The 25,345-nt window shown below is 54.3% G+C and carries 22 protein-coding genes and 1 riboswitch; of the genes, 11 read left to right on the top strand and 11 right to left on the bottom strand.

Features of this window, described 5'->3' with window-relative positions:
* The first annotated feature begins 31 nt into the window (after positions 1-31).
* On the top strand, positions 32-991 hold the full coding sequence (locus J7I43_RS13930; protein WP_209146288.1) for a YheT family hydrolase: 960 nt from the start codon (positions 32-34) through the stop codon (positions 989-991).
* Here the strand turns inward: J7I43_RS13930 and J7I43_RS13925 are convergent.
* Genes J7I43_RS13925 through J7I43_RS13915 form a run of 3 tightly spaced genes read right to left on the bottom strand, consistent with a single transcriptional unit; the run spans position 986 to position 2,301 of the window.
* A complete protein-coding gene (locus J7I43_RS13925; RefSeq protein ID WP_209146287.1) occupies positions 986-1,555 on the bottom strand; it encodes a ClpP family protease in 570 nt (189 codons plus the stop codon). The genes J7I43_RS13930 and J7I43_RS13925 overlap by 6 nt on opposite strands.
* A 1-nt stretch (position 1,556) precedes the next feature.
* A complete protein-coding gene (locus J7I43_RS13920; RefSeq protein WP_209146286.1) occupies positions 1,557-1,814 on the bottom strand; it encodes a hypothetical protein in 258 nt (85 codons plus the stop codon).
* Positions 1,795-2,301, bottom strand: a complete 507-nt coding sequence (locus tag J7I43_RS13915) for an RNA polymerase sigma factor (RefSeq protein WP_209146285.1) — start codon at positions 2,299-2,301, stop codon at positions 1,795-1,797. Before J7I43_RS13915 ends, J7I43_RS13920 begins: the two co-directional genes overlap by 20 nt.
* A gap of 116 nt (positions 2,302-2,417) precedes the next feature.
* Between J7I43_RS13915 and J7I43_RS13910 the strand changes: the two genes are divergently transcribed.
* From J7I43_RS13910 to J7I43_RS13900, 3 genes are all read left to right on the top strand, one after another.
* Complete coding sequence (locus J7I43_RS13910; protein ID WP_209146284.1) at positions 2,418-3,320, top strand: helix-turn-helix domain-containing protein; 903 nt, start codon at positions 2,418-2,420, stop codon at positions 3,318-3,320.
* Positions 3,321-3,404: 84 nt separating this feature from the next.
* The gene (locus J7I43_RS13905; protein ID WP_209146283.1) at positions 3,405-4,247 is read left to right on the top strand and encodes an SDR family NAD(P)-dependent oxidoreductase; all 843 of its coding nucleotides are present in this window, start codon (positions 3,405-3,407) and stop codon (positions 4,245-4,247) included.
* A gap of 250 nt (positions 4,248-4,497) precedes the next feature.
* Entirely contained in the window at positions 4,498-5,766 is a 1,269-nt protein-coding gene (locus J7I43_RS13900; RefSeq protein WP_209146282.1) for a DEAD/DEAH box helicase, read from the top strand.
* Positions 5,767-5,818: 52 nt separating this feature from the next.
* Here the strand turns inward: J7I43_RS13900 and J7I43_RS13895 are convergent, their stop codons facing one another.
* From J7I43_RS13895 to J7I43_RS13880, 4 genes are read right to left on the bottom strand one after another with little or no spacing between them, the layout of a single operon-like run.
* Complete coding sequence (locus J7I43_RS13895) at positions 5,819-7,234, bottom strand: c-type cytochrome domain-containing protein (RefSeq protein ID WP_209146281.1); 1,416 nt, start codon at positions 7,232-7,234, stop codon at positions 5,819-5,821.
* Positions 7,231-8,169, bottom strand: coding sequence for a sugar phosphate isomerase/epimerase family protein (locus tag J7I43_RS13890; protein ID WP_209146280.1), 939 nt, complete (start codon positions 8,167-8,169; stop codon positions 7,231-7,233). The genes J7I43_RS13895 and J7I43_RS13890 overlap by 4 nt, the downstream gene beginning before the upstream one ends.
* A gap of 7 nt (positions 8,170-8,176) precedes the next feature.
* Entirely contained in the window at positions 8,177-9,667 is a 1,491-nt protein-coding gene (locus J7I43_RS13885) for a DUF1501 domain-containing protein (protein ID WP_209146279.1), read from the bottom strand.
* A gap of 5 nt (positions 9,668-9,672) precedes the next feature.
* Positions 9,673-12,417, bottom strand: a complete 2,745-nt coding sequence (locus J7I43_RS13880; RefSeq protein WP_209146278.1) for a DUF1553 domain-containing protein — start codon at positions 12,415-12,417, stop codon at positions 9,673-9,675.
* 949 nt (positions 12,418-13,366) lie between these two features.
* Here J7I43_RS13880 and J7I43_RS13875 point away from each other — a divergent pair.
* The 4 genes from J7I43_RS13875 (at position 13,367) to J7I43_RS13860 (ending at position 16,105) form a co-directional block, all read left to right on the top strand.
* Positions 13,367-13,690 (top strand): hypothetical protein, encoded by a 324-nt coding sequence (locus J7I43_RS13875; protein WP_209146277.1) that lies wholly within the window; start codon positions 13,367-13,369, stop codon positions 13,688-13,690.
* A 340-nt stretch (positions 13,691-14,030) separates the two neighbouring features.
* Positions 14,031-14,279 carry a hypothetical protein gene (locus tag J7I43_RS13870; RefSeq protein ID WP_209146276.1) on the top strand — a complete coding sequence of 83 codons (249 nt, stop codon included), beginning with the start codon at positions 14,031-14,033 and terminating at the stop codon, positions 14,277-14,279.
* 566 nt (positions 14,280-14,845) lie between these two features.
* Positions 14,846-15,352 carry a lipocalin family protein gene (locus tag J7I43_RS13865; RefSeq protein WP_209146275.1) on the top strand — a complete coding sequence of 169 codons (507 nt, stop codon included), beginning with the start codon at positions 14,846-14,848 and terminating at the stop codon, positions 15,350-15,352.
* 102 nt (positions 15,353-15,454) lie between these two features.
* Positions 15,455-16,105: a tetratricopeptide repeat protein gene (locus J7I43_RS13860; protein ID WP_209146274.1), complete on the top strand. Its 651-nt coding sequence runs from the start codon at positions 15,455-15,457 to the stop codon at positions 16,103-16,105.
* 81 nt (positions 16,106-16,186) lie between these two features.
* On the opposite strand, the gene J7I43_RS13855 is transcribed toward J7I43_RS13860, so the two are convergent.
* Both J7I43_RS13855 and J7I43_RS13850 read right to left on the bottom strand, forming a co-directional pair.
* Positions 16,187-17,347 (bottom strand): trans-sulfuration enzyme family protein, encoded by a 1,161-nt coding sequence (locus tag J7I43_RS13855; protein WP_209146273.1) that lies wholly within the window; start codon positions 17,345-17,347, stop codon positions 16,187-16,189.
* A gap of 28 nt (positions 17,348-17,375) precedes the next feature.
* A complete protein-coding gene (locus J7I43_RS13850) occupies positions 17,376-18,701 on the bottom strand; it encodes an APC family permease (protein ID WP_209146272.1) in 1,326 nt (441 codons plus the stop codon).
* A gap of 48 nt (positions 18,702-18,749) precedes the next feature.
* A riboswitch (cobalamin riboswitch) is annotated at positions 18,750-18,972 on the top strand.
* Positions 18,973-19,025: 53 nt separating this feature from the next.
* Between J7I43_RS13850 and J7I43_RS13845 the strand changes: the two genes are divergently transcribed.
* The 3 genes from J7I43_RS13845 (at position 19,026) to J7I43_RS13835 (ending at position 22,543) form a co-directional block, all read left to right on the top strand.
* Complete coding sequence (locus J7I43_RS13845; RefSeq protein WP_209146271.1) at positions 19,026-20,936, top strand: TonB-dependent receptor plug domain-containing protein; 1,911 nt, start codon at positions 19,026-19,028, stop codon at positions 20,934-20,936.
* A gap of 17 nt (positions 20,937-20,953) precedes the next feature.
* Positions 20,954-21,550 (top strand): DUF6580 family putative transport protein, encoded by a 597-nt coding sequence (locus J7I43_RS13840; RefSeq protein ID WP_209146270.1) that lies wholly within the window; start codon positions 20,954-20,956, stop codon positions 21,548-21,550.
* Between the two features lie 63 nt (positions 21,551-21,613).
* The gene (locus J7I43_RS13835; RefSeq protein ID WP_209146269.1) at positions 21,614-22,543 is read left to right on the top strand and encodes an ABC transporter substrate-binding protein; all 930 of its coding nucleotides are present in this window, start codon (positions 21,614-21,616) and stop codon (positions 22,541-22,543) included.
* A 21-nt stretch (positions 22,544-22,564) separates the two neighbouring features.
* On the opposite strand, the gene phnY is transcribed toward J7I43_RS13835, so the two are convergent.
* Together phnY and phnA are read right to left on the bottom strand one after the other, a co-directional pair.
* Entirely contained in the window at positions 22,565-24,007 is a 1,443-nt protein-coding gene (phnY, locus tag J7I43_RS13830; RefSeq protein WP_209146268.1) for a phosphonoacetaldehyde dehydrogenase, read from the bottom strand.
* Positions 24,008-24,015: 8 nt separating this feature from the next.
* A complete protein-coding gene (gene phnA / locus J7I43_RS13825; protein ID WP_209146267.1) occupies positions 24,016-25,260 on the bottom strand; it encodes a phosphonoacetate hydrolase in 1,245 nt (414 codons plus the stop codon).
* Between the last annotated feature and the right edge of the window lie 85 nt (positions 25,261-25,345).

The raw sequence follows: 25,345 nt of genomic DNA, 5'->3' as shown, positions 1-25,345 counted from the left end.
TGTGCTACCTTTGCGGAAACGTTCACGGAACATGCCGGTATTGCCCTCCACAGATTATACAGCGCCCGTACTGCTCAGGAACAGGCATCTGCTCACCATCTTCCCGTCTCTTTTCAGGAAGATCAAACCGGTGCGGTATACCCGCACCCGCATCCCCACGGCAGACGACGATTTTATCGACCTGGACTTCAGCAAAACCGGCAACAGCAAATTGGTGGTGATCCTGCACGGGCTGGAAGGCAATTCCAAACGGCAATACGTGACCGGCATGGTGCGCATTTTCAACGAGGGCGGGTTCGACACCGTGTCTATGAACTTCCGCGGCTGCAGCGGGGAGAGCAATCACGCGCTCCGCTTCTATCACAGCGGGGAAACAGGCGACCTTCATACTGTAATACAGCATGTTCAGAAAGATTATGAGAGCCTCCATCTGGTGGGATTTTCGCTGGGCGGAAATGTTACGTTGAAATATCTCGGCGAACAGGGCGCGGCCATTCCTGACCGGGTGAGATCGGCCGTAGCCATTTCGGCGCCGGTAGACCTGAAAGACAGTTCTTTCGAGCTGGAGAAACGGCACAATTTTATTTACATGAAACGTTTCATCCGCTCGCTGGGAGAAAAACTGGAGATCAAAGCCAAACAATTCCCTGAACAGATCTCGCTGGAAGGTTTCGCCGCCATCCGCAACTTCCGTCAGTTCGACGACCGCTACACCGCGCCCATACATGGTTTCAGGGATGCGGAAGAATACTGGGCGAAAAACAGCTCCCGGCAATTCCTTCCCTGCATCACCATTCCCACGCTGCTCATCAATGCGCTGGACGACCCTTTCCTGGGAAAGGGAAGTTTTCCTTACGCCGAGGCGGAGGCCAACCCGAACTTTCATCTTGAAACGCCCGCAACGGGCGGCCACGTGGGTTTTGTGACCTTTTCAGGGAAACATTACTGGTCTGAGCGCAGGGCTTTCCAGTTCATCCGCGAGCACTCATGACGCCAGCACTTCATCCACCAAGCCATACGCTTTGGCTTCCTGCGCGGTCATAAATTTATCGCGGCGGTACATTTCCTCGATCTCCTGCACTTTATGCCCCGAATTATCGCCGATGATGCCGAACACCTGCGCTTGCAGTCTTTCCTGCTCCTGGTACGCGATGCGCACGTCTTCGGTATATCCTTTGGCGCCGCCGCCGGTGGGGTGCATGTGAATGGTGGCATGCGGCAATGCATAACGCTGGCCTTTGGTGCCGCAGGTGAGCAGCACGGTGCCCATGCTGCCGGTAAACCCGACGGAAACCGTGCTGATAGGCGATTTACAGATGCGCATCGTGTCGTAAATTGCCATGCCGGCGTACACGCTGCCGCCGGGACTGTGAATGTACAGCCTGATCGGGTAATGGTTTTCGCTGTCGAGGTAAAGCAATTGCGCTACTACGAGGTTGGCCAGGTGCTCGTCGATGGCGGTGCCAATGAACACGATCCTTTCCTTCAGCAAAAGGCTGTAAATGTCGTACGCGCTCCGCGTGGAGCCGTCGAGCACAGTGGGTATGAGCGTCATATCAGTAAAAAATGGCGTGAATGGTTTGGGTGAAAGAAGGGTCTTGCGCCAGTTGATCGTAGATGGCGGAAAGTTTTTCCCGCTGCCGGTCGCGGGCCGTGAGGCGGATAAGGCGAAGGGCCTGGCGTTGTTCGTCCACAGCGGTTTCCAGCTGCGGCGAAATGATCATCCGGGCTTCGAATGCGGTCTTTTCCTGCGAAGGCATTTTTTTCAGCAGGAAATTTTCAATCTCCTGTATGTCAAGCAAAGGTTTCCGCATGGCAGGCTGTTTTTGAAAATGATTTCCGGACCTTCTCCAGGCATTTGTATTTCTGCACCGTGGCGGAATGCGCGCTGCCGTAATCGAAAGTTTCCGCGATCTCGCGCATGTTCATTTCTTCATAATAAAACGCCTGTAAAAGCTGCAGGCACTTTCCCCCCGCGGCTTTCAGCTGTTCCAGCAGCGGCGTTTCCTCCGGGTGGGCATAAAAATCTTCCGGGATGGAAATTAAATGCGCAACGTAATCCAGCGTTTCATTTTTCGGTTGCCGCCGGTGGTTTTTCAGCCAGAGGATCTTCGTAATGCCCACCAGGTAAGCCACCGGCGACGATTCCAGCTGCAAAAGCCCGCTGCGGCTCTTTTCAAGGTAAATAATTATGGCATCGTGAAACAGGTCCCTGGCTTCTTCCAGTTCCCCGCCCAGCCTGCGCACGGCCCGCGCAGCATGGGGAAAGGCTTCCCGGTATAATGTTGTTAATACATCCATGACGAATGGGTTTTATCATATAGTGCCAAAAAACGGCGAAATATCACCCTGACCTTCAAAATTTAATCAAAAAAACCGTGAATTTTGCTGTTCCTGCTTCTTCGTAAATTTGAAATATGGAAAAAATACAGTCCCTCGAAGAATTCTACCGCCTCAAACAACTGACCATGCCTTCCGATATCAGTAAGGAGGTGGGGCATTTTAATGTGTTCAACGCGCGGGAATTTGTGGGCCACCATGCAAAACCGCTGCCTTACAGCCGTAAGGATTTTTATAAAGTGGCCCTGGTAAGCGGCCGGAACCGCTATTTTTTTGCGGACAAAACCATCGATGTGGAAGAACACGCGCTGATGTTCGCCAACCCGCAGGTGCCTTACCAGTGCGAGCCTTTGGACGAGCGCCAGTCCGGTTATTTCTGCATTTTCACCGATGCGTTTTTCCACCACTTCAATTCCAGCCGCCTGGCGGAATTTCCCCTGTTCAGGCCCGGCGGGCAGCCCGTGGTGTTCCTGCCGCAATCGCAGGTAGGCGCGGTGAAAGAGCTTTTCGAAAAAATGCTGGCGGAGATCCATTCCGATTATCAATACAAATACGACCTGCTGCGCAACTATGCGATGGAACTGATCCACATGGGCATGAAACTGCAGCCCATCGGTGTTTCGCCCTCGCATTCCAATGCCGCTTCGCGTATCTCCACGCTGTTTTCCGACCTGCTGGAAAGACAATTCCCCATTGAATCGCCTTTGCAGCAAGTGAACCTGCGCACCGCGATCGATTTTGCATCGCAATTGTCCGTGCACGTAAACCATCTGAACAAAGCCCTGAAAGACGCCACCGGCAAGTCTACCTCCGAGCTGATCGCCGAGCGGCTGGTGCAGGAAGCGAAGGCGCTGCTGAAACATACCGACTGGAATGTTTCGGAAATAGGATATTGTCTCGGTTTCCAGGAACCGGCGCATTTCAATAACTTCTTCAAGAAAAAAACCCAGGTTACGCCCCGCTCTTTCCGGGCCGCTTGATTTTTGCAATTTTTGGTTTGATATCATTAACAGCCGTGGTTCCCGGCCGGTGTAGCTTTGTGTCAACAAAACAAACACCCACTCATGGAACAACAAAAAGTATGGTATATCACAGGCGCCTCAAAAGGTTTCGGCCTGTTATTAGTTAAAAAACTTTTGGCCTCCGGCGAACGCGTGGCGGCCACTTCCCGCCAGCTGGACGCGCTTAAGACCGCCGTCGGCAGCGATTCTCCCAACTTCCTTCCCCTCGCCGTGAACCTTTCCGACGAACAGAGCGTGAACGGTTCCATCCGTCAAACGTTGTCTGCCTTCGGCCGCATCGACGTAGCGGTGAATAACGCGGGATACGGACTGGTAGGCGGTTTGGAAGAACTAAGCGATAAAGAGGTAAGGGATAATTTCGAAGTGAACGTGTTCGGTGCGCTGAACGTGATCCGCAACGTGATGCCCGTTTTCCGCAAGCAGCAGGACGGTTTTATATTCAACATTTCCTCCATCGGCGGCTTCACCGGTACGTTTCCCGGCTTTGGCAGCTATTGCGCCACCAAATTCGCGCTGGAAGGACTTACCGAATCGCTGGCCGCGGAAGCGAAACCTTTCGGCGTAAAAGCGGTGATCGTGAGCCCGGGATATTTCCGCACCAACTTCCTGTCTTCCGGCTCGCTGGTGGTGCCTGAGCATCCCATTGCGGATTATGAGAACATCCGCGAGATTCAAACAACGCACCAGCAGAACATCGACGGCGCGCAGCCCGGCGATCCCGAAAAAGCGGTGGATGTAATTATTTCCGTGAGCAAGTCCGGCAACCCGCCGCTGCATCTTTTCCTCGGCCCGGACGCTTATCAGCTGGCGAAACAAAAGATCGCCGCCGTGGAAGAAGATATGCTGGGATGGCAGGCGCTGGCCACTTCCACCAATTTCAACTAAAGCTAAACAGGTTCAAACAATGGAAAGCGCGCCCCCACGGTCGCGCTTTTTCCTGTTTTAACGTTTCCTTGCGCGCGAATCCCGTTAATTTGTGTACCTTTGCACCATTCTTATATCCCCTCTCCGCAGAAAAGGTACATTCCCTCCGCAGTTAGGTTCACTTAAAATGATGTGTGGATATACAATCTAGCCATCCTTCCCTTCTTTAAAGCAGGATTGTTAGCATCGTTTTAAACTTAAATCAAACATATTGTCATTCGAGAAATTAAGTCTCATCGCGCCCATTTTGCGTGCGCTTGAAACACAGGGCTATAGTACGCCTACACCTATCCAGACGCAAGCCATCCCCGTGGTGCTGGCCCAGAAAGACCTTTTGGCCTGCGCCCAGACCGGCACCGGGAAAACCGCCGCGTTTGCCATTCCCATCCTGCAATTGCTTTATAAAGAAAAGCAGGCGGCCACTGTGCCTGACAGGCATATCAAAACGCTGATCCTGACGCCTACGCGCGAGCTGGCCATCCAGATCGCGGAAAACATCCGGGATTATGGCGCGCACACCGGCATCAAACATCTCGTGATCTTCGGCGGCGTATCCGCCCATACCCAGATACAAACCCTGAAACAAGGCACAGACATCCTGGTCGCCACGCCGGGCAGGCTGCTCGACCTTTGGCAGCAGGGGCACATCAACCTCCGCAATATCCGGCAGTTTGTGCTCGATGAGGCAGACCGCATGCTGGACATGGGTTTTATCCACGACGTAAAAAGAGTGATCACCAAGCTGCCCGAAAAAAGGCAGACGTTGTTCTTCTCCGCCACCATGCCCGCGGAAATCGCGGGGCTGGCTAATTCCATCCTTACCAATCCGGAAAAAGTAGCCGTAACGCCGGTTTCTTCCACCGCAGAAAAGGTGGAGCAGCAGCTTTATTTTGTAGATAAAAGCTCCAAACGCCCCTTGCTGATCCATGTGCTGAAAGATCCCGCCATCGTGAGCGCGCTCGTGTTCACACGTACCAAACACGGTGCGGACAGGGTTGCCAAGGAACTGAACAAAGCCGGCGTGCAGGCCAGCGCCATTCACGGCGACAAATCGCAAAACTCGCGCCAGCGCTCGCTGACCGATTTCAAAGCCGGCCGCGTCCGCGTGCTGGTAGCGACAGACATTGCCGCGCGCGGCATCGACGTGGACAACCTGAGCCATGTGATCAATTACGAAATCCCGAACGTGCCTGAAACCTACGTGCACCGCATTGGCCGTACGGGCCGCGGCGGGGCGAGCGGTATCGCACTGTCGTTCTGCGAAGCGGAAGAAAGGCCGTACGTGAAGGATATCGTGAAGCTGATCGGCCAGAACATTCCCGTGGTGAGCGAACACCCGTTCCCGCCCGGCGAAACGCCCGTGGAAAAACCGGCGCCCGTAGTGCAGATGCGCCAGTCTTCCAGCCAGCAGCTTGACGGCAGGAAGAAAAACAATAAACGCAAATGGCACGGCCGGCCGCAGCAAAAACAGCAGAACTAACAAATTAAAAGGGACGTTTTTAGAAACGTCCCTTTTTTTGCGAGTACGTTTTTTATGTCCGTTGTTTACGATACACCAGCGTATCCGTCACCAGCACGGGCATCACGTAACCGCCTGTATCGATCTTCATCTCCGGCATGGCTTTCCGCAATTGGCCGAGGGCTGCGGGCGTTACAGCGGTTTTATAGAGGAAAAGCTCTTTCAGCGCGGCATTTTTTTGCAGCAGCAAAATCCCTTTGTCCGTCACTTTTGTGCCCACGAGGTTCAGGTATTTCAACTGTTTGCAACCGGCAAGATGCGTCAGCCCCGCATCGGTTACCGGTGTGTTCTCCAGGTGCAGGCGCGTGAGCTCGGGTAATTGCGAGATCAGTTTCAGCGCGCTGTCACCCGTTTGCGTGTTGGAGAGTTTCAGCCAGACGATCTGTTTTTTCAAAGGCAGCAGCAGCTCCGCTTCTTTATTGCCAAAGCCGGGCGCGTTTACGGCGTTGATCATCACAAAACCATTTTCATTCGCCACCGGCATCACTTTTACTCCGATCTTTTCCAACGCGGCAACATCCTGTCCGGATGCTTCGCTCACTTCTTCCTGCGGCACGAACGGGTTTGCATCCGATCCGCCGGAAGGTTTCATACCGTCCAGCACGAGCTGCATCCTGGCCGTGCGGTGCAATTCTTTGACGGTGGCGGTTGGCGACGCGCCCTGTTCGATCCACCAGTACAATATTTCCAGTTGCTGCGGCGTCAGTTGCGGCTTGCCTTTGGGCGGCATGCGTTTATCGTCCGATTCGGAAAGCACGAGACGTTTGTAAAGTTCGCTGGCTTCGGGCACGCTGTCTTTGATCACGGGGCCGTTCTCGCCACCTTTTTTGATATTGTCCATACCGTCTAGCCGGAGACCACCCTTGAGTTTAGCTTCGTTGTGGCAGGAATAACATTTTTCTTCGAGGATGGGCATTACCAGCTGATCGTAGACCTTTGCCTCGGGCAGGTTGGCGATGGCGGGCGTTGCTTCGGCGGATCTGTTTTTCCCGAAAGGAAGCGCCGCGGTCAGATAATCTTCTCCATGCGTGAGGTTACCGCCGAAATGCCCGGCGGCGGAAAGCAGCACGATCATCACGAACGACACGGGCAGCCAGGCATTCCTGAAAAGCGCATACCGCCTGAAAACGCACAACAGCACGGAGATCGCGGCTACGCCGATGCCCATCCACATGTGAAGGTCGAGCGCATCTTCGTCGTAACCGCCGGAAGTGGAAAGCAGCCAGCCCGCAATGCAGGCGGCCACGGCAGACAACGCGCCGAACACGAGCACGGGCAGCACGGCCGCGCTCAGCACCGCCAGGCGGCGGTTTTTACTCATCACTTCCAATATAAAAGCGACAATCAGCATCCCGATCGGCAAATGCACCAGTAATGGGTGGAAACGGCCAATAAAGAGGCTCCAGTTTCCCTGCAATAATGTCATCATCCCCCGTATCTCGCTTTTAGTAAGTTCTTCATATGTACATTAATATCCCACTGGTTAGCCACCGGCTGCCGCGTATAAGGCAGCGTGGGCATGTAATCCGCCGGACCGAACTCCGTAAGCACGGTCATCACTTCTCCTTTCGCGCGTTTTATTCTGGCCACTTCGTCCCACCATGCAAAATGCGCTTTCACCGTATTTTCCCATTCGGGCGCCCTCGGATCGTTTACCTGCGGGCCTTCCGGGTGGCCGATCCTCGCGTGAATATGACCCGTTCTTTCCAGCGCCTTGGCAACGGTTTCCGCCTGGTCCTGCAACAGCGATTCGTGTACGTTGCACCAGTGGGAAATGTCGAGCGTGAGGCGCAGGTCCGGTTTGGCTTCAATGAATTTGCGTGCGATATGCGCCGCGAACATCATGCGGGAACGGTGCGTTTCGTGGTAAACGGGTATGCCGGTAGCTTTGGAAATGCGCACCGTCATGTCTATCAACTGACTGTTCTGTTCGAACGTAAAGAAGTCTTTGCCTGAGTGACAGTTGATGTATAACGGTCGCTGGCGTTGCTGGCCGGTGGCGGCCGTAACGGCGGCTTCAAAAGCCGTGGCGTGTTTCGTGAAATCGCTGCTGCCGCCGCCTGAGCAGAGGAAACCTACCTGGAGGTCGTATTTTTTGAGCGCGGCGAACAGTTCGTCTTGCGCTTCTTTCGTAGTGGGCCACCATAATTCTATACCGTCGTAACCGGCTTCTTTGGTGCGGCGGCAATATTCGTTGCGGGTGCCGGGGAAGCCCCAGTCCGTTTGCAGCACCACCAGTTTAAAACCCGCGGCAGCAGGCGTTGTGAATACGGGCTGCGCTGCAGCGTCAGGGATGTTGGTCATAAGCGAAGCAGCGCCAAAGGCTGCGGATTGTTTTAAAAAATTCCTTCTGTTTAAAGACATAAACTGATCAACCTAAAATTTCGTGAATAACGTGACCTCCCACATCGGTAAGCCTGAACGGGCGGCCCTGGAACTGGTAGGTCAGTTTCTCATGGTCGAAGCCCATCTGTTGCAGTATGGTGGCGTGAATATCGTGTACGGCTACCTTTCCTTTTACGGCGGCGAAACCGATCTCGTCCGTTTCTCCCCAGCTGCCTCCTTTGCGGATGCCCGCGCCTGCCATCCACATGGTAAATGCTTCCACATGATGGTCGCGGCCGAGGTACGGCATTTCTTTGCCGTCGCGGTTTTCCTGCATGGGCGTTCTGCCGAACTCGCCGCCCCAAACCACGAGCGTTTCGTCGAGCAGGCCGCGTTGTTTGAGATCGAGCAGCAACGCGCTGATCGGCTTGTCTATCTCGCGCGATTTATTACGCAGTCCGTAGTCGATGGACAGGTCTTCGCCGGTACCGTGCGTATCCCATCCCCAGTCGAACAGCTGCACGAAACGCACGCCTTTTTCGACGAGCTTGCGGGCCAGCAGGCAGTTATTCGCAAACGCTTCTTTGCCGGGCTGCGTGCCGTACAATTGATGGATATATTCCGGCTCGTCGTTGATGTCCATCACGCCGGGCACGGAGATCTGCATTTTGTACGCGAGCTCGTATTGCGAAATGCGGGAAAGTATTTCGGGGTCCTGGAAGGCTTCGTATTCGAGTTTATTCACTTCGTTGATGGCGTGAATGGATTGATAACGCATATCACGGTCCATGCCTTCGGGATCGGTGATGTAAAGCACAGGATCGCCTTTGGAGCGGCATTGCACGCCCTGGTAAACGCTGGGCAGGAAACCGCTTCCCCACACGCTTTTACCGGCGTCAGGCGTTTTGCCGCCGGAAGTGAGCACCACAAAACCGGGCAGGTTGCTGTTTTCCGAACCGAGGCCATACGTTACCCAGGAACCGATACTTGGCCTTCCCAGGCGGGCGCTGCCTGTATGCATGAACAATTGCGCGGGGCCATGGTTGAACTGGTCCGTCTGCACTGCTTTCAGGAAACTCACATCGTCTACCATCTTCGAAAAATGCGGCAGGTGATCGCTTACCCAGGCGCGGCTTTCGCCATGCTGTGAAAATACGGCCTGCGGGCCGAGCATTTTGGGCACGCCGCGGATGAACGCGAATTTTTTGCCTTCGAGGATCGAGGGCGGGCAAAGCTGGTTATGCAGTTTTTGTAATTCGGGTTTGTAGTCGAATAGTTCCAGCTGCGAGGGGGCGCCCGCCATATGCAGGTATATCACGCTTTTGGCCCTCGCGGGGAAGTGGGGAGCGCGCGGCTCGAGCGGGTTCAGGCTTTGCGGCATTTCGCCGCTGCCGGAGCCGGAAAAAATATTGCATCCGCCCAGCAGCGAGCCTAATGCCGTAGCGCCGAGGCCGGTAATACAATCCTGCAGGAAGTGCCGGCGGGAAAAATATTTTGCCGCCCTTTCATTCGCTTCGTGTATGATCTTCTCTGACATATGCATCAGGATTTTGAGAGGAATTCATCCAGGTTCATAATCGCATTGGCCACCACGGTCAGCGCCGCAAGATGTTCCATGCCTTTTTTCGGTTCGGGCGCCTGCAGGAAAGCTGCCGCGGCTTTCGGGTCTTTCCCGAACTTATCGTATGCCTGCCTGTACAGTTTTTCCAAAACGGCTTCTTTGCCCGGTATGATATCTTTATACATCGCGCGTTTATAACCCGCACGGATACACGTTTTCGCATCCTGCCCGCCGCTTTCCTGCATGCGCAAAGCCAGGCTGCGCGCGGCTTCCACGTATACGGGATCGTTCAGCGTTACCAGTGCCTGCAGCGGCGTATTGGTGCGTATCCTGCGCTGGAGGCACACTTCGCGGCTGCTCGCGTCGAAGGTGATGGCAGAGGGGTAAGGGGCGGTCCTTTTGATGAAGGTGTATACAGCGCGGCGGTACTGGTCGCCGTTTTCGGAGATCTTCCAGTTGTCGCCGCTCCACACGGTCTGCCAGATGCCTTCGGGCTGGTACGGCATCACGCTGGCGCCGAGCATTTTGTTGCTGAGCAGCCCGCTCACGGCCAGCGCCTGGTCGCGCACCTGCTCGGCCGAAAGCCTGAAACGCGGGCCGCGGGCGAGATAACGGTTGGCGGGATCTTTTTCCTGCAGTTCGGGCGAGCTGCGGGAATCGCGTTTGTACGCTTCGGAGGTCACCATTTCGCGCAGCAGGCTTTTCATGCTCCAGTTATACGTGTTCATGAAGCGGTAAGAAAGATAGTCGAGCAGCGCGGGGTTGGAAGGAAGGAAACCCTGCGTGCCGAAGTCTTCCTGCGTTTCCACGATACCGATGCCGAAAAGATGTTCCCAGAAACGGTTCACCATCACGCGCGCGGTAAGCGGGTTATTTTTATCGGTGATCCACATCGCGAGGCCGAGCCTGTTGCGCGGCGCCTTGTCCGGGAAAGGATTGAGCGATTCCGGAACGTCGGGTTTTACTTCTTCTCCCAGCACCATCCAGTTGCCTCTTTCGAAAGTATGCGTGGGGCGGAACATTTCCGTCGGGTTCTCCCACATCACGGGCATGCTTTCCGGATTGGCGTTTACGGCCTGCATAAAGGCGGTTTCCACCGGTTTATAGCCAGGCTGGCCTTTGCCGGGGAGGTCGTTGCGGAGGGCGAACCACTCCACGTTGCAGACGGATTCCAGCGGGCCGAGGCTGCTGTTGCGGAAAATAAAATACAGGTTGCGGTAACCTTCCATCGGCGTGATCGGTATGTCCAGCACACGGTTGCCTTTGGGCAGGGACTGACGGGCCACCAGCGGGCCGTTCAGCCCGCCGTCGCGGATCTCGAGCGAACCACCGTCGCGGCCGGTCCAGTATTTCAGCAAAAGATTGTTGCGGTTGTTGACGGGCACTTTTTTCACACGGCAGCTTCCGCCATGGCGGATCGCCATAAATTTGGTGTCTGCCAGTTCGCCGTTGATGTATTCGTCCGCATTATGCGCGTGTATCTTCGGCTCCAGCGTGCGGAGGAAATCTTTTGTCTCGCTCAGTTCGCCCGCCGTGCCGTATTGTTTGATCCATGCGGTGATGGAATCGACCTTGCGGAGGCCTACACTGTCGTACAGGCGCAGTTTGGGATGTTCCCCAAAAGTATCTTCATCGCGGGTGTTGTTGAGAAAAGCCATGAGCTTGTAATAATCCTCGAAGCGGAAAGGGTCGTAAGGATGGCTGTGGCACTGCACGCAGGCGATGGTGGTGCCCTGCCATACTTCCATGGTGGTATTCACCCGGTCGATGATGGCCGCTACGCGGAACTCTTCGTCCTGTGTGCCCCCTTCGTCGTTGTTCATGGTATTGCGGTGAAAGGCGGTGGCGATCAGCTGGTCGTTATCCGGATTGGGCAACAGGTCGCCGGCGAGCTGTTCAACGGTGAAGCGGTCATAAGGCATGTCGTGGTTAAAGGCGTTGATCACCCAGTCCCGGTAACGCCAGAAATCGCGGCGCACGTCTCTTTCATATCCTTTTGTATCGGCGTAGCGCGCGAGGTCGAGCCACATAGACGCCCAGTGCTCGCCGTAGTGCGGTGATGCCAGCAGGCTGTCTACCCGTTTTTCGTACGCGTCGGGCGAATTATCCGCCAGGAACGACTGCATCATTTGTTCGGTGGGCGGCAGGCCGGTAAGGTCGAGGCTGAGGCGGCGCAGCAGGGTGATCTTGTCTGCCTGCGGGGCTGCTTCCAGCTTTTCTTCTTCGAGTTTGAGATTGATGTAATGGTCCACTCCCCCTTCCCCGGCATTTTGGGCGGCATTGCCGGCCGTGGCGGCGGGCGGGGCATAGTCGGGTTTGGCTGGCGATACGTAGGCCCAGTGCTCGCCCCATTTGGCACCTTCGTCTACCCAGCGGGTGAGGATGGATATTTCTTCTTTACTGAGCGGCGCGGCCTTGTAAGGCATACGTTCTTTCGGGTCTTTGTTGTGAAGGCGGCGGATGAATTCACTGTTGGCAGCGTCTCCGGGAATAATGGCGGGATGGCCGCTTTTAGTATTGCCGAGCGCTTCTTCCCTGAACAATACACTGAAACCGCCGCTTTGTTTCACGCCTCCATGGCAGCTGATGCAATGTTTGTTAAGGATCGGCTTGACTTCCGAGCTGTAATCCACCGGCCGCCGGCTATTGCAGCCAATGGCGAGTATGCCCGCTGTCAAAGCGGCACTTAAAAACATTAAGAGCCTCGACGTGGTCAAATTGAACATGATACTGTAGTTTGCGTGCTTATCTTCTGCTTATCTGTGGTGGGTGGAATCCGGTGAAAAAATACAAAAAAGCCGGGACCTGTGCAACAAAGGCGTAAAATACACGCTTAAATAGTGAATATTCTGACAAATTGAAATAATTCACACTTTATACGAACAAATATATTTCAGTATGGTAGCGGATCTTGGGCTGAATGTATACATTCGTGACATTACAATCAGCTCCTCTGGAAAAACCGTATATGCAGCGGGCCCTCAATCCGGGGGCCTGCTGTTTTTTTAGGCGGGAATAAAAAAGGGGCCTCCCGGCCCCCGAAACACTATCAAACAACAGTAATTATACTTCTAAATAAAAGAAGGGTGAAAGAATTCACCCTCCGGTATATGCATACATTAGACATGAGACTGTTTATTACAACCGGTTGCATTTTCTTCTTCACTTATCTTTCTTCAACCGGAAGAAAATATTGTTTTCACGCTTTTTTTTCGCGCGGTTTCCTGCATTAACATTTTTTGCGGCTGCCTGGTCCTTCGTTAACATTTCCTCACGGAGCAGGGCATACGAAAATCTTTCGGCCCTGGTGGGTAACGCGTACGGCAAAATGCCGCCCCGGTCCTCTTTATCTGGCATCCACGGTCCCGGGCGGAAAAAAGATAATGCTGCCTCAAAAGGCTGCACTCATAAGGCTTTGTCCGGAATTGGGGCTTGGACGAATGAAAGGCCGGCCAGCGAGTAATTCACGTACGATTATCCAGTATTCCGCCGGACAAGCCTTTACGGGTTTTTCAACTTCCGTAAACCGGATGGAACAACACTACGGATGGTGTTCTATACTTAAGAGTGGATTTTGAGGGGGGAAGGGTGAATCATTCTGAAAAAATAATTTTCGTAAAAATTCACCCTTTATAACGGTTTTGGTGTCTTTTCCAAGTAAGTTATTCTTTTGTTATGGAATCAATCGCTACCCGACTTAAATGCTTCCTGGAGCATAAAGGCTTAAGTACTACAGCCTTCAGCCGCGCTTTGCACTATAAAAGCTGCGAAAAGATCGCCCGGCTGTTCCGTGCCAACGGCGCAAAACCGAGTGTGGACATTGTGGCAGACATCGCCCATCGTTTCCCCGAGTTCAACATCCGCTGGCTGATCGCCGGGCAGGGGGAAATGTTGCATGCCGTGCAGCGCGAGCCGTCGGCAGACAGCCTGTTGGACTATTCCTTCCCCAGCTACCAGCTGACGCCCAAAGCGGAAGTTGTGGAAGAAGAGCAAGCATAAAAAATTCACGGGAGCCGTAAACCTGCGGCGCCGTCTAAGTCGTCCATCCGCCCCGGCGGATTGCACTGCCGTACCGCTGCTTTTATGCAGCCGGTGCAGTGCCGTTTACAACCTATTGCAAACCAACCAATATTCCCGCGATAACCCTACGAAAAAGGGCCTGCCTGAAAAGGCGGCCCTTTTACCTGCCATCTGCTTTTTCAATAAGTTATCCCTGGTTCTGTCGGGCGCACACCCGTACGTCTTCATCCGGGATCGCCCGCGGCCCGTTTTTATTGGGTTGAAAACCCGCGGGTGGTTATCATTAAAAAATAACTCCCGCGTTATGCAAGTCCTTTTTATGATCACATTCGTCCTGGTGCTGACATATGGCATTTACACCGTTGCCAGGAGAAAGAACCGGCAGGGGAATGGCAACAGCCCGGATAATAATTATGATAACGATTACGGCAGCGGTTATACAACCGGCAGCGGCGCTCCCGCAGCAAGCGCAGGGTTCGACGGAGGCAGCGGGGGCGGTGGAGGCGCAGATGGCGGATGGAGCGATAGCGGCGGCGACAGTGGAGGCGGCGACGGAGGCGGTGATTAAAAAAGAGGCACAAGCTGAAGCCCGCGCCCGTTTTATTAGCAGCATATTCCTATAAGGAAGTTAAATGTCTTCATGCGCGGAGGGCCGCGGGATACCGCTGCCGGTACCCCGCCCGCACCCGTCACGGAGGTTCCTCAATACCCCGAAATGCGCTTCCCTCCAGCCTTCCGGCCCAAGCGGCATTTCCCTTTGAATGTAAATGGCTGAATATTTTTTGGGGCCACTAACATGGAGTTAATACAATTCATAGTTTCCTTACAATGGCTGAATATTTTTTTGGGGTCAATACATGGAGTAAAAACAATTCATCGTTTCCTTAACCACAACAAAGTTATTCAGCCTGTGCCGGACTTTAAACACATAAAGAACTGAACTGGCAATTTCAATACTTCAATTGTCGGAATAACGGATCGGAACGTTTATTTTCCGGCGATTTTTAGCCCCGCTTTACGACCGGTCGTTTGTTTGCCCGTTACCGGAATCCCACAATCATTGACCTTTGCCACCACATTGTTTGCAACACTTTTGGCCGGAAATTTGTTACCTATGCACAAAACATCCAAAAAATGATACAGCAACTGACCCGCTTTTTGATGGTACCCATGGCCGCCGTGCTGCTGCTGAGCGCCTGCGCTTCGCAACAGGGCGCTTCCGCACCAACGGCCAGCGGCATGCGCAAAAATGCCATGGGCAAATGGACCCTGAGCAATGTAAGCTACGACGGCCTGCCTTCAACGGCAAAGATCAAGACGGTATTTTCCAACATCCCTCCTGATTGCCTTCAGGGCAGCAACTGGGTATTGCCCAGCAACAGCTACGGTTCGTACACCCTCACCGCCACCGGCGAAGGCTGCCCGACCGGCACACAGAACATCGTGTGGAGCACCCTCAACCAGGGCGGCGTGATCATGCTCCAGTTCAAGGAACTGATGGACGGCGTGAAGGCTAAAAACATCACCGACGGTTACCGCGTGGAACTGCAAAGTGCGGACAATGCCTCCATGGTATGGCGCGCGCCGGTGTCTTATGAAGGAAAAACTGCTTATGTAGTATATTCATTCAGCAGGCAATAAGAAAATATTTTCACAAACTGTCAAAGGAAAAAGCAAGGGCGTATTTTGCCCCGCTTTTTCCTTTTTTCTTATTGTATCTTTGCCCTTCGTTTTTGATTTATTATGAAAGCATTTAACTTATTTATTAAATACCGTCTCCCCCTGGGCATCGTGCTCCTGGTAGCCGGTATCGCCCTGGGCTTTGCCTTTGGCTGGTGGGAAGCCGCCATTGTGCTGGTTTTGGCCGTGATCTGTATCGTGACGCATTTCCTGTTCGGCCCTATGCGCCTGATCCAGGAAGCCGTGGAAGCCGGCGACGTGGAAACGGCCAGCCGCTTGCTGAACCAGATCAAATTCCCCAAACTCCTCATCAAGCCCATCCGTTCCGGTTATTACATGATGCAGAGCAATTTTGCAATGTACACCCAGGATCTGGACAAAGCCGAAGCGGCCGTAAAAGCCAGCATCAAAAGCGGCAGCCCGATGAAGGAATATGAAGGCATGCAGTATTTTCAGCTGGGCACCATCGCTTACCAGAAAAACGATATCAAAACCGCCGATTCCAACCTGAAAAAAGCCATCAGGCTGGGCCTGCCGGACAAAGAAAATACCGCCGCGGCATTGCTCACACTTTGCTCCATCGCTATGAGCCGCCGCGATTTCAAAACCGCCAAGGACTATTTCCGCCGCGCAAAAGCGCAGAAACCCACGACCGACCAGATCGTGAGCCAGATCAAGGAAATGGACAAATATATCAGCCGCATGCCGGGTTGATCCGGGATGCATCATTCGCAAAAGAGGCGGCCTTCAACGGGCCGCCTCTTTTGCGTTAATATCCTGATGTCTTGATGTAGTTTATATTTTTGCTAAAGCCTGCGCCAGGTCGGCTTTCAGGAAACCAGGATCTTCCAGCCCGATGTAAATGCGCACCATCCTGTGTTTCGGCTGGTCTGCGCTGAAACCGCCTTCTGGCAGGGATGCGCTGGCCGGGAAAATAAGCGATTCGTGCCCGCCCCAGCTTACCGCCATTAAAAAATGCTGCAACGCGTTGCAGAAACGTTCCACCTGCGCAGCTTCCGTGGCTTTCAGCTGGATCGTGAGCAGCCCCGCCGCCCCTTTCATTTGTTTTTTCGCCAGTTGATATTGCGGGAACTCCGGGTCGAGCGGGTAAAATACTTTTTCGACCTGGGGCTGCTCTTTGAGCCATTGGCAGATCTCCTGCGCGCTGTCCTGGCATCGTTTCAGGCGCACCTCCAGCGTGCGCAGGCCGCGCAGCAGCAGCCATGCCGCAAAGGGCGCTATCACGCTGCCTACGCTCAGGAACTCGGACACGAATATTTTGCGCAGCATGTCGCGGCTGCCCGTGAGCACGCCCGCCACCGTATCGCTGTGGCCGCCGATGAATTTGGTGGCCGATTGCAGGCAAAGGTCTATCCCCATGGCATGCGGCTGCTGGTATAATGGCGTGCAGTAACTGTTGTCGAGAATGGTGACGATGCCTTTGTGTTTCGCCAGTTTCGAAACGGCTTCAATGTCTTGCAGATCGAAAGTGAGGGAATTGGGCGATTCGAGGTAAATGAGGCGGGTATTGGATTGAAGGGCGTTCTCAAAATTCTCCGTGCGCGTGCCGTCCACAAAAGTGGTGGTAACGCCGAAACGCGGAAGCAGGCTCTCGAAGAGGTAACGCGCCCAGCTGTATGGGTCCTGCACACACACCACATGATCGCCCTGCCGCACCTGCGACAGCACGCCCACGAAGATGGCTGCCGCGCCGCTGCCGAATACGAGCGCGTCTTCCGCGCCGTCGAGCGCGGCCAGTTTTTGACGGAGAATGTCCACCGTCGGGTTGTTGCCCCTGCTGTATAAAAAACCTTTGTATTCATCCTGCAGCAGGGCGCGCATTTCCGCCACCGTATTAAACGCAAAGTTGCTGCTCTGCACGATCGGCGGGGCGATGGCGTTGAAATACAGCTCCCTGTCTTCCCCTAACTGATTGATAATATAAGATAGATCCATAGTATTAATTAAAAACGGTTGCGGCGGCCTATTCTTTTTTCCGCACGACATATTTCATGAAAAAATAAATGGGCAGCCCGGCCACGAACCAGATCATCCCTCCCAGCGCCTGGCCCGGGTCTTTGATAAAAATATTGACGGTCACGAAAAGATATACCAGGATAAAGAACGCGGGAACGAACGGATAAAGTTTCATTTTATAAATGCCCCGCCCGTCGAGATGAGCCGTTTTTTTCCGCAGTACAAAAATAGTAGCCGCGGCGGAAGCCAGCCCGATGGAATCGAAAAGCATGACGTAGCGGATGATGTTGTCGAAATTGCTCAGGAAATACAGCAGGCCGATCACCAGCGCGGCAAACACGGTAAGCGCTACTTCCTGCACCTGCGTTTTGCTGTTCACTCTTTTGAAAATGCCCGGCAGCACGCCGTCTTCAGCCATCGCGTAATACATTCTCGGGTTAGACATCAGGTTCACGTTCGCGTACCCCAATACCGAAAGAAAGAGCAGCACGCTCGTGATCTTGAAACCGTATTCCCCGAAAAACGCCCCGGCCATGCGCGCGGCCAGCGCATCGGTGGTTTTCAGCTGCTCGAAACCGATCACTTTTACGTACGCATAATTCACCGTGATGTACAGCAGCAGGATGATGGCGATGCCAAACATAATGGCCCGCGGCATGTTCCTGGCGGGCTCCCGCACGTCGCTGCCGAAATTGATGGTTTGCTGGTAACCGCCGTAGGTAAAAAAGACCGGCACCAGCGCGGCCCCGAAAATATATGCCCAACTGTTTGACGTAGCAGCGGAAACGTTGGCCTGCGGCGGCGCCACGTTGTTGCTGAAAGCCGCGAGGCACAGCAGCAGCACCAGGGTGATCTTGAATACCGTGAGCACGTTCTGCCAGCTGGCGCTCATACGAATGCCGGAAAGATTGATGAGGTATAATACCAGCACGGCGCCGATGGCAATGGCTTTGCGCCCGCTTTCGTTGCTGAGGGTTTCAGGCAGCAGCACAGGGCCGATATATTCAGCGCCTACGATACACACGGCGGCGATAGACGCGGCATTCGAGATCAGCAACGTCCAGTTGATCATAAAGGAATAAGCGGGATGGAAACCGTAAGACAGCACTTTATAAAATCCCCCGGCAACCGGGTAACGGCTGCCGATCTCGGCATAGGTGAGCGCCCCGCAAAGGGTAACCAGTCCGCCCAATACCCATACCATAAAAAAGAGGGACGGGGTGCCCGTTTCGCGGGCTACGCTGATAGGCGTCCTGAAAATGCCCATACCGATCACCAGTCCTACCACGATCATGGTGAGGTCGAAAGGGCCCAGCTTTGGTTTAATGCTCATACTTTACAAGATAACCGATTAAGTGATTATTTACATAAAATATGCGTAGGTTTGCCCCCGGTAAACGGTTGCCCCTGATCCTGATCGGGCATTAATAGGGAATCCGGTGAAAATCCGGAGCTATCCCCGTAGCTGTAAACCCGCCGCCTGCCGCTCCGGCAGCGCGATGTTTTCCGGTCTCCTCCAGCCACTGTCCTGCTACAACGCAGGGCGGGAAGGTACTACCGGGAAGCGGGCAAGCCAGAAGACCTGCCGCATACCTTCCATTCCCTGCTTCGGGTGAAAGCGGAGAGCATGTTGTACATATTCAACCTATAAACGTACATGAAAAAGAAAAGCACGATGCTTACTTTCAGCCTGCTGGCTATATGCTATGCGGCTTCCGCGCAAGACAGCGCGCAGGTTTCCCAACTGAACACCTTTGTAGTGACCGCTACGAAATTCGCAAAAAAACAAAGCGAGACCGGTAAAGTGCTCACCGTGATCACCAGCCGGCAGCTCGCGCAAAACATCGGCCGCAGCGTGGCGGACGTATTGAACGAACAGGCCGGCATCGTGATCAACGGCGTCGGTTCCAATCCCGGCAAAAACCGCGAACTGTATTTCCGCGGCGCTACCAGCCAATACACGCCCATCCTGATGGACGGCATTCCCGTTGCGGACGCGACAGGCCTCACCAGCAGCGCCATCGACCTGCGGTTCCTTCCGGTAGACCAGGTAGAGCGCATCGAGATACTGCGCGGCACCCAAAGCACGATGTACGGCGCAGACGCAATCGCCGGCATCATTAACATCATCACCAAAAAAGGCGGCGACAAACCCGTGAACGCATTCGGCGACCTCGCATGGGGCAGCAACCGCAGCCTGAAAGGCTCGCTGGGCCTGCGCGGGCAGCAGAACAACGTGGATTACAACCTCGGCTTCACCCATTACGAAACCGACGGCATCTCCGAAGCCGCGCCGCCCGATTCCATCCGCGACCCGCATTACGACCGAGACGGCATCAAACAAAATTCCTTCACCGCGAATGTAGGCATACAGGCAACGGAGCATCTGAAACTGCGCCCTTTCCTTTTTTACAGCAATTATAAAAGTCTTTACGACGGCGGCCCTTTCGTAGACGCGATCGAAAATAAAAACCAGTCGGACCTGCTGCATACCGGCCTCCGCGCGGATTACGACCTTAACGGGAACGGACAGCTGCACGGAAATTTCTCCTACCAGAAAGTAACCCGGCGCGACGAAAGCGCCTGGGGCATCACGAATCTCGACGGCCGCAGCTATTTCGGCGAAGTGTACGGCAACTATAACATCACCGGCTGGCTGCAGGCGCTGGTAGGCGTGGAATACCGCAAATCGCAGATGTTCGACACCGCGTACCGCGACCCGTACGGCATCCGTGAAATGCACAACACCAGCCCTTACGCGGCGCTTTTCATTAAAGACCTGCACGGCTTCAGTTTTGAGCTGGGCGGGCGGTATACGATGCATTCCCAATACGGCAACAACTTCACTTACACCATCAATCCGTCTTATCTCATTTCCGATAAGCTGAAAATATTCGCGAGCGTGGCTTCAGGATTCAAAGCGCCTACGCTTACCGCATTGTACAGCATCTGGGGCAGCCCGGACCTCAAGCCGGAACACGCCACCAGCTTCGAAGCCGGCGCACAGGCTTTTTTGCTGAACGACAAACTTAACCTGCGCGCAGTGGCGTTTAAGCGCGACCTGAAAGACGTGATCGCTTTTATTCCGCAAACCAACCGTTACACCAATTTCAACCAACAAAACGACAAAGGGCTGGAAATAGAAGTGGCCGCGCAACCCGCGAAAGGCCTGAGCGTCAGGGCAACCTACGCGTATGTGGACGGTGAAGTGACCACGCAGGCCACGCCCGGGAAAGACACGACCTACAACAACCTCGTTCGCCGCCCGAACCATACCGGCACGCTGAACGTGGGTTACCAGTTCACCAAACACCTGTTTGTGAGCACAACGCTCCGCCATACCGGCACCCGTTACGATCAGTACTATCCGCCTTTCCCGCAGCCGATGGAAATAATGCCGCTGGACGCGTACACCACGCTGGATGCGTACGTGGAATACCGTTTTTCGCCGAAAGCGAACCTGTTTTTCAATGCAAACAACATCACGAACAATAAAAAATATTGGGAAATTTACGGCTACTCCGTATTAGGTTTCAACGTGGCCGCGGGAATTTCCTTTACACTGTAATCATTAAAACAGACAACATGTCGATCAGGAACTTACAGCCCCGCTTTTTTGTATTGCTACTGTTCATTATCGCGGCAGGCGTATTGCGGATCACCGCCGCGGGCGACATCACGCCGTTTTCCAATTTTTCTCCTGTAGGCGCCATGGCGCTGTTTGGCGGGGCCTGCTTCGCAGACAGGTGGAAAGGATACGTTTTCCCGCTGCTCACCCTTTTCCTCAGCGATGCGATCATGATGCAAACGGTATACAAAGCCTATTCCAACGGTTTTATGTTCAGCGGCTGGTACTGGGCCTATATCGGTTTTGCAGCCAGCGTGCTCATCGGTCAGCTGCTGATCAAAAAAATGAGCGCGGGCCGCATCGTGGCCGCTTGTGTGCTGGCGGCGGTTGTACATTGGCTGATCGCGGATTTCGGTACGTTCATGAGCGATTTCAGTTACGATATCACCACCGGCAAACCCTTTACCCGCGACCTTTCCGGCCTCATGCGGTGTTATGCCCTGGGTCTTCCTTTCCTGAAAAACACCTTGCTGGCCAATCTTGTTTTCAGCGGCATTTTCTTCGGGCTGTTTGCCTGGATGGAAAAAAAGATCCCGGCGCTGGCGGTTCGTTAATAACATTCAAGGGCTGGCTTTATGGCCGGCCCTTTCCCTTTTTTAAGCAAAACCGATTCACATATGATCGCTTCCTCCTTTCTTCCCGCCGCTACGCAAATGATCTACGACATGGGCCTCCAGCACATGCTGCAGGGCGTCACATTCGAATGCCCGCCTGTTGCGCTGGCGGAAAAAGAACGCGTGGTGCGGTATGTTCTCGAAGGGAATACTTACAGCAGCGAGGAGATCGACCGCATCTTTTCCGCGTCCAAGGCGCAGGGAAAAAGTTTGTATTATGTGGATGAGCCTTTGCTGGAGAAGATCGCGCCGGATGTGATCTTTACGCAGGACGTGTGTGAAGTGTGCCAGATCGATACGCATTGCACGCAGCAGGCGGTTTATAAACTTTCCAAACAACCGCGGCTGGTAAGTCTTAGCCCCAACAACCTAACCGACGTGTTCAACTGCGCCATCACTATCGGGCAGGCGCTGGACCAGGAAGCCGTAGCTTACCGTTACCTGGCAGCGCTCCAGGACCGGCTGGACCGTATCACCGACCGCCTGCGCGGGCACCGCTCGCCGCTGCGCCGCGTGATGATCATGGAATGGATGGCGCCCGTGTACAACTGCGGCCACTGGATACCTTACCAGGTGGCGTACGCAGGCGGGGTAGACATGCTTTCCAATCCCGCGGGCGATTCCATTGTAACGCCCTGGGAAAAGATCTTCCGTTACGATCCCGAAGTGCTGGTAATTGCGCCATGCGGTTTTCTTACCGACCGCTCCGCACAGGAGCTTCACCTCGTTACGAATGTTGCTGGCTGGAATAACCTGCAGGCCGTGCGCAACAACGAGGTATACCTCGCCGACTACGACCTGTTCACCCAACCCAGCGCCAGCACGCTGGTAGACGGCGTGGAAGTGCTGGCGCACCTGTTTCACCCGTACGTATTTGATGCGCCGGAAAGATTGAGAAAAAAATTCAGGGTGTTGGAGATGGAGAGGGTGTAATGATAAAAAAGAGCAGCTGACTTACCAGGGCAGCGAAAAAGTTTTCACGTAAGTAAAACATTTCATCGCTTCTATCACGCCTTCCTTGATACCCAAACCGGAATCCTTAATACCGCCGAAAGGAGAGCTTTCGATGCGGTAACCGGGCACTTCATTGATGTTCACCGTGCCCATGCGCAGTTCTTTCACCGCTTTGATCGCTTTTTGCATATCGTTGGTAACGATGCCGGAGGAAAGCCCGAAAGCCGTGCTGTTAGCCAGCTGTATCGCATCGTCGAGATCGCGTACTTTCATAACGGGCGCCAGCGGGCCAAACGATTCCTGCACCACCATCTGCGCATCGCGGGGAACGTTTACGATCACGGTGGGCTCCATTTGCGCGCCGCGGCGGTTGCCGCCGGTCAGCACCTCGGCGCCCTGCGCTACGGCTTTTTTCACCACATCTTCCAGGTAGATCGCGGCGGGCTCGTCTATTACAGTGCCGACACGGGTTTCGGGGGAAGCGGGATCGCCGGTAACGTATTCTTTTGTTCTCTCCACGAGTTTCCGTACAAATTCATCATGGATGGAATCCTGTACCAATATGCGTTTCACGGCGGTGCAACGTTGGCCTGAATTGCGGTAGGCGCCTTCCGCGGCGAGCATAACGGCCAGTTCCATGTCCGCGTCTTCCAATACGATCAGCGGATCGTTGCCGCCCAGCTCGAGGATCACTTTTTTATATCCCGCATTTTTCGCGATGTGTTTGCCAACGGCCACGCTGCCGGTGAAAGACACCAGTTCCACCCTCGGATCGGCCACCAGCACTTCCGCCACTTCCGCGGTGGGCCCCAGCAGCACGCTGAGCATGTAATGCGGCAGACCGGCTTGGTACAGCAGCTCGGAAAGCCTGATGGCGGTGAGCGGCGTTTTTTCGGAAGGTTTCAGGATCACCGGCGTGCCGGTAGCGATGGCCGGGGCTATTTTGTGCGCCACCTGGTTCAGCGGATGGTTAAACGGCGTGATGGCCACGGCGAGGTTCAGCGGTTCGCGCACGGTGAATATTTTACGCGCTTTGCCCTGGGGGGAAATATCGCAGGAAAAGATCTGCCCGTCGTCTTTCAACGCTTCCAGCGCGGCGAAATGCAGCACGTCGCGCGCACGGCCCACTTCATAGCGGCTTTCGCGGATGCAAAGGCCCGATTCCGCAGTGATCAGCGCGGCAAATTCTTCTTTTTTTTCTTCGAGCAGCTGCCTCGTTTTGTCGAGAATGGCGAAACGCTCGTAGCGGCTGAGTTTCACGCCACCTTTCAAACCCGCTTCGATAGCGGCTTCGGTATGCGATTTCGAAGCAAGTGTAACGGTGCCGGCCATACCCCCGTCGTATGGACTGCGCACTTCCAGCAATTGTTTGGATTCAACGGGTTGGCCGGCAATGTAACCCGTGAGCGCGGCTACTTTCCCGGGAACGAATGTGTCTAACATAGTTCGGATCAATTATGAGATGTACCGTTCACAGTAAAATCAAAAACATCGAAGTTGCGGGGATCGCCGGCGGCTTTGCTTTTGTAGGCGGCCGTGAGCGGGTGCGAGATCAGCAGCGGCACCATTTCTTCGTACCGGCCGCCGTGCGAGCGCAGCCCGGAATCCAGTGCGCTGAGATCGTGATGCGCAGGTGTTCTGCCCACCACTACATCGCGGGCGCTGAGCACTACGAGGTCTGCGATGCGGTCTTCCGGCTGCTCCAGCAAACGTACGGCCATGGCCTTGTTATGTACTTCGGTGATGCCCGGTTGTTGCTGCAACCAATCGCTCACCGCGGTTTCGTTCACATGCTGCGGTACATGCACCGCCACATAAGAGCCTAATGCCCCGTGATGTTTCACATAAGGGTCGGTGATGGGACATATTACGCGAAAACCATCGCCGAATTTTTCGGTGAGCATCGTTTCGATATAAAGCACGTTTGGCGAGCCGTCCGTTTTTTGTTTGGCGTTCATGCCATGGTCTGCCGTAGCGCCGATCACCGCGCCCAGGGCCAGCAGGCGGCCCAGTTCACGGTCGATCGCTTCGTAGAAGGCCAGCGAAGGCTCGTCTTCCGGCGCGAAAGTATGCTGCATATAATCGGTAAGCGAGAGATAGAGAAAATCGCCCAGTCCTTTTTCGATAAGCGCCACGCCCGCGCGCAGTACGAACAGGCTTGCATCGGCGCTGTAAATGGCCGGTGTTTTGAGGCCCAGCACGGTTTCGGCGTTGCCGATGCCGTGGGTGGCTTCCTGCGCCTGGTTGGCCTTTTCGGCGGAAAACGCGATGCCCTTCATTTTGTGGCTGAGGATGTCTCTCAGTTTTTCCTTCGCCGTTACCACGGCAACCTTGCGGCCAGCGTTGGCCGCGGCGGCAAGAATGGTTTCCGCGCGCAGGTATTCGGCAGAGTTCATCATCACTTCTTCCTTCCTTTGGGTATCATAAAAAAAGTTCCCGCAAATACCATGTACGGCCGGGGTTACGCCGGTTACGATGGAGGAATTATTGACGTTGGTGAAAGAAGGCAACGCGCCCCTCACCATACCGCGGTAACCCGCCAGCACCATCTTTTTAAGACTGGGCATCCGGTCGCGGGCCATGGTGGCGTCCAGGTATTCGTCCGCGGACCCGTCGAGGCAGATCACCACCACGGGACAGGCGGGCGGCGTGTAGGTTTTACCGTTTACAGTGAAGGATTGTACGGATATTGACATCGGAAATTGTTTATAAATGCTAATAAATTGAGTAGTAAAATTAAACATTTTTACATCAATCCGTTGTTAATTTTTTATTAAATGG

This window comes from Chitinophaga chungangae, from assembly GCF_017742215.1.
Taxonomy (GTDB): domain Bacteria; phylum Bacteroidota; class Bacteroidia; order Chitinophagales; family Chitinophagaceae; genus Chitinophaga; species Chitinophaga chungangae.
The sequence above is the reverse complement of the archived record's forward strand: the minus strand, read 5'-3'. Positions and strand labels throughout refer to the sequence as shown.

Coding starts and splice junctions, on each gene's coding strand:
- J7I43_RS13930 (WP_209146288.1), top strand. CDS start 32: ATGCCGGTATTGCCCTCCACAGATTATACAGCGCCCGTACTGCTCAGG.
- J7I43_RS13925 (WP_209146287.1), bottom strand. CDS start 1,555: ATGACGCTCATACCCACTGTGCTCGACGGCTCCACGCGGAGCGCGTAC.
- J7I43_RS13920 (WP_209146286.1), bottom strand. CDS start 1,814: ATGCGGAAACCTTTGCTTGACATACAGGAGATTGAAAATTTCCTGCTG.
- J7I43_RS13915 (WP_209146285.1), bottom strand. CDS start 2,301: ATGGATGTATTAACAACATTATACCGGGAAGCCTTTCCCCATGCTGCG.
- J7I43_RS13910 (WP_209146284.1), top strand. CDS start 2,418: ATGGAAAAAATACAGTCCCTCGAAGAATTCTACCGCCTCAAACAACTG.
- J7I43_RS13905 (WP_209146283.1), top strand. CDS start 3,405: ATGGAACAACAAAAAGTATGGTATATCACAGGCGCCTCAAAAGGTTTC.
- J7I43_RS13895 (WP_209146281.1), bottom strand. CDS start 7,234: ATGATGACATTATTGCAGGGAAACTGGAGCCTCTTTATTGGCCGTTTC.
- J7I43_RS13890 (WP_209146280.1), bottom strand. CDS start 8,169: ATGTCTTTAAACAGAAGGAATTTTTTAAAACAATCCGCAGCCTTTGGC.
- J7I43_RS13885 (WP_209146279.1), bottom strand. CDS start 9,667: ATGTCAGAGAAGATCATACACGAAGCGAATGAAAGGGCGGCAAAATAT.
- J7I43_RS13880 (WP_209146278.1), bottom strand. CDS start 12,417: ATGTTCAATTTGACCACGTCGAGGCTCTTAATGTTTTTAAGTGCCGCT.
- J7I43_RS13875 (WP_209146277.1), top strand. CDS start 13,367: ATGGAATCAATCGCTACCCGACTTAAATGCTTCCTGGAGCATAAAGGC.
- J7I43_RS13870 (WP_209146276.1), top strand. CDS start 14,031: ATGATCACATTCGTCCTGGTGCTGACATATGGCATTTACACCGTTGCC.
- J7I43_RS13865 (WP_209146275.1), top strand. CDS start 14,846: ATGATACAGCAACTGACCCGCTTTTTGATGGTACCCATGGCCGCCGTG.
- J7I43_RS13860 (WP_209146274.1), top strand. CDS start 15,455: ATGAAAGCATTTAACTTATTTATTAAATACCGTCTCCCCCTGGGCATC.
- J7I43_RS13855 (WP_209146273.1), bottom strand. CDS start 17,347: ATGGATCTATCTTATATTATCAATCAGTTAGGGGAAGACAGGGAGCTG.
- J7I43_RS13850 (WP_209146272.1), bottom strand. CDS start 18,701: ATGAGCATTAAACCAAAGCTGGGCCCTTTCGACCTCACCATGATCGTG.
- J7I43_RS13845 (WP_209146271.1), top strand. CDS start 19,026: ATGAAAAAGAAAAGCACGATGCTTACTTTCAGCCTGCTGGCTATATGC.
- J7I43_RS13840 (WP_209146270.1), top strand. CDS start 20,954: ATGTCGATCAGGAACTTACAGCCCCGCTTTTTTGTATTGCTACTGTTC.
- J7I43_RS13835 (WP_209146269.1), top strand. CDS start 21,614: ATGATCGCTTCCTCCTTTCTTCCCGCCGCTACGCAAATGATCTACGAC.
- phnY (WP_209146268.1), bottom strand. CDS start 24,007: ATGTTAGACACATTCGTTCCCGGGAAAGTAGCCGCGCTCACGGGTTAC.
- phnA (WP_209146267.1), bottom strand. CDS start 25,260: ATGTCAATATCCGTACAATCCTTCACTGTAAACGGTAAAACCTACACG.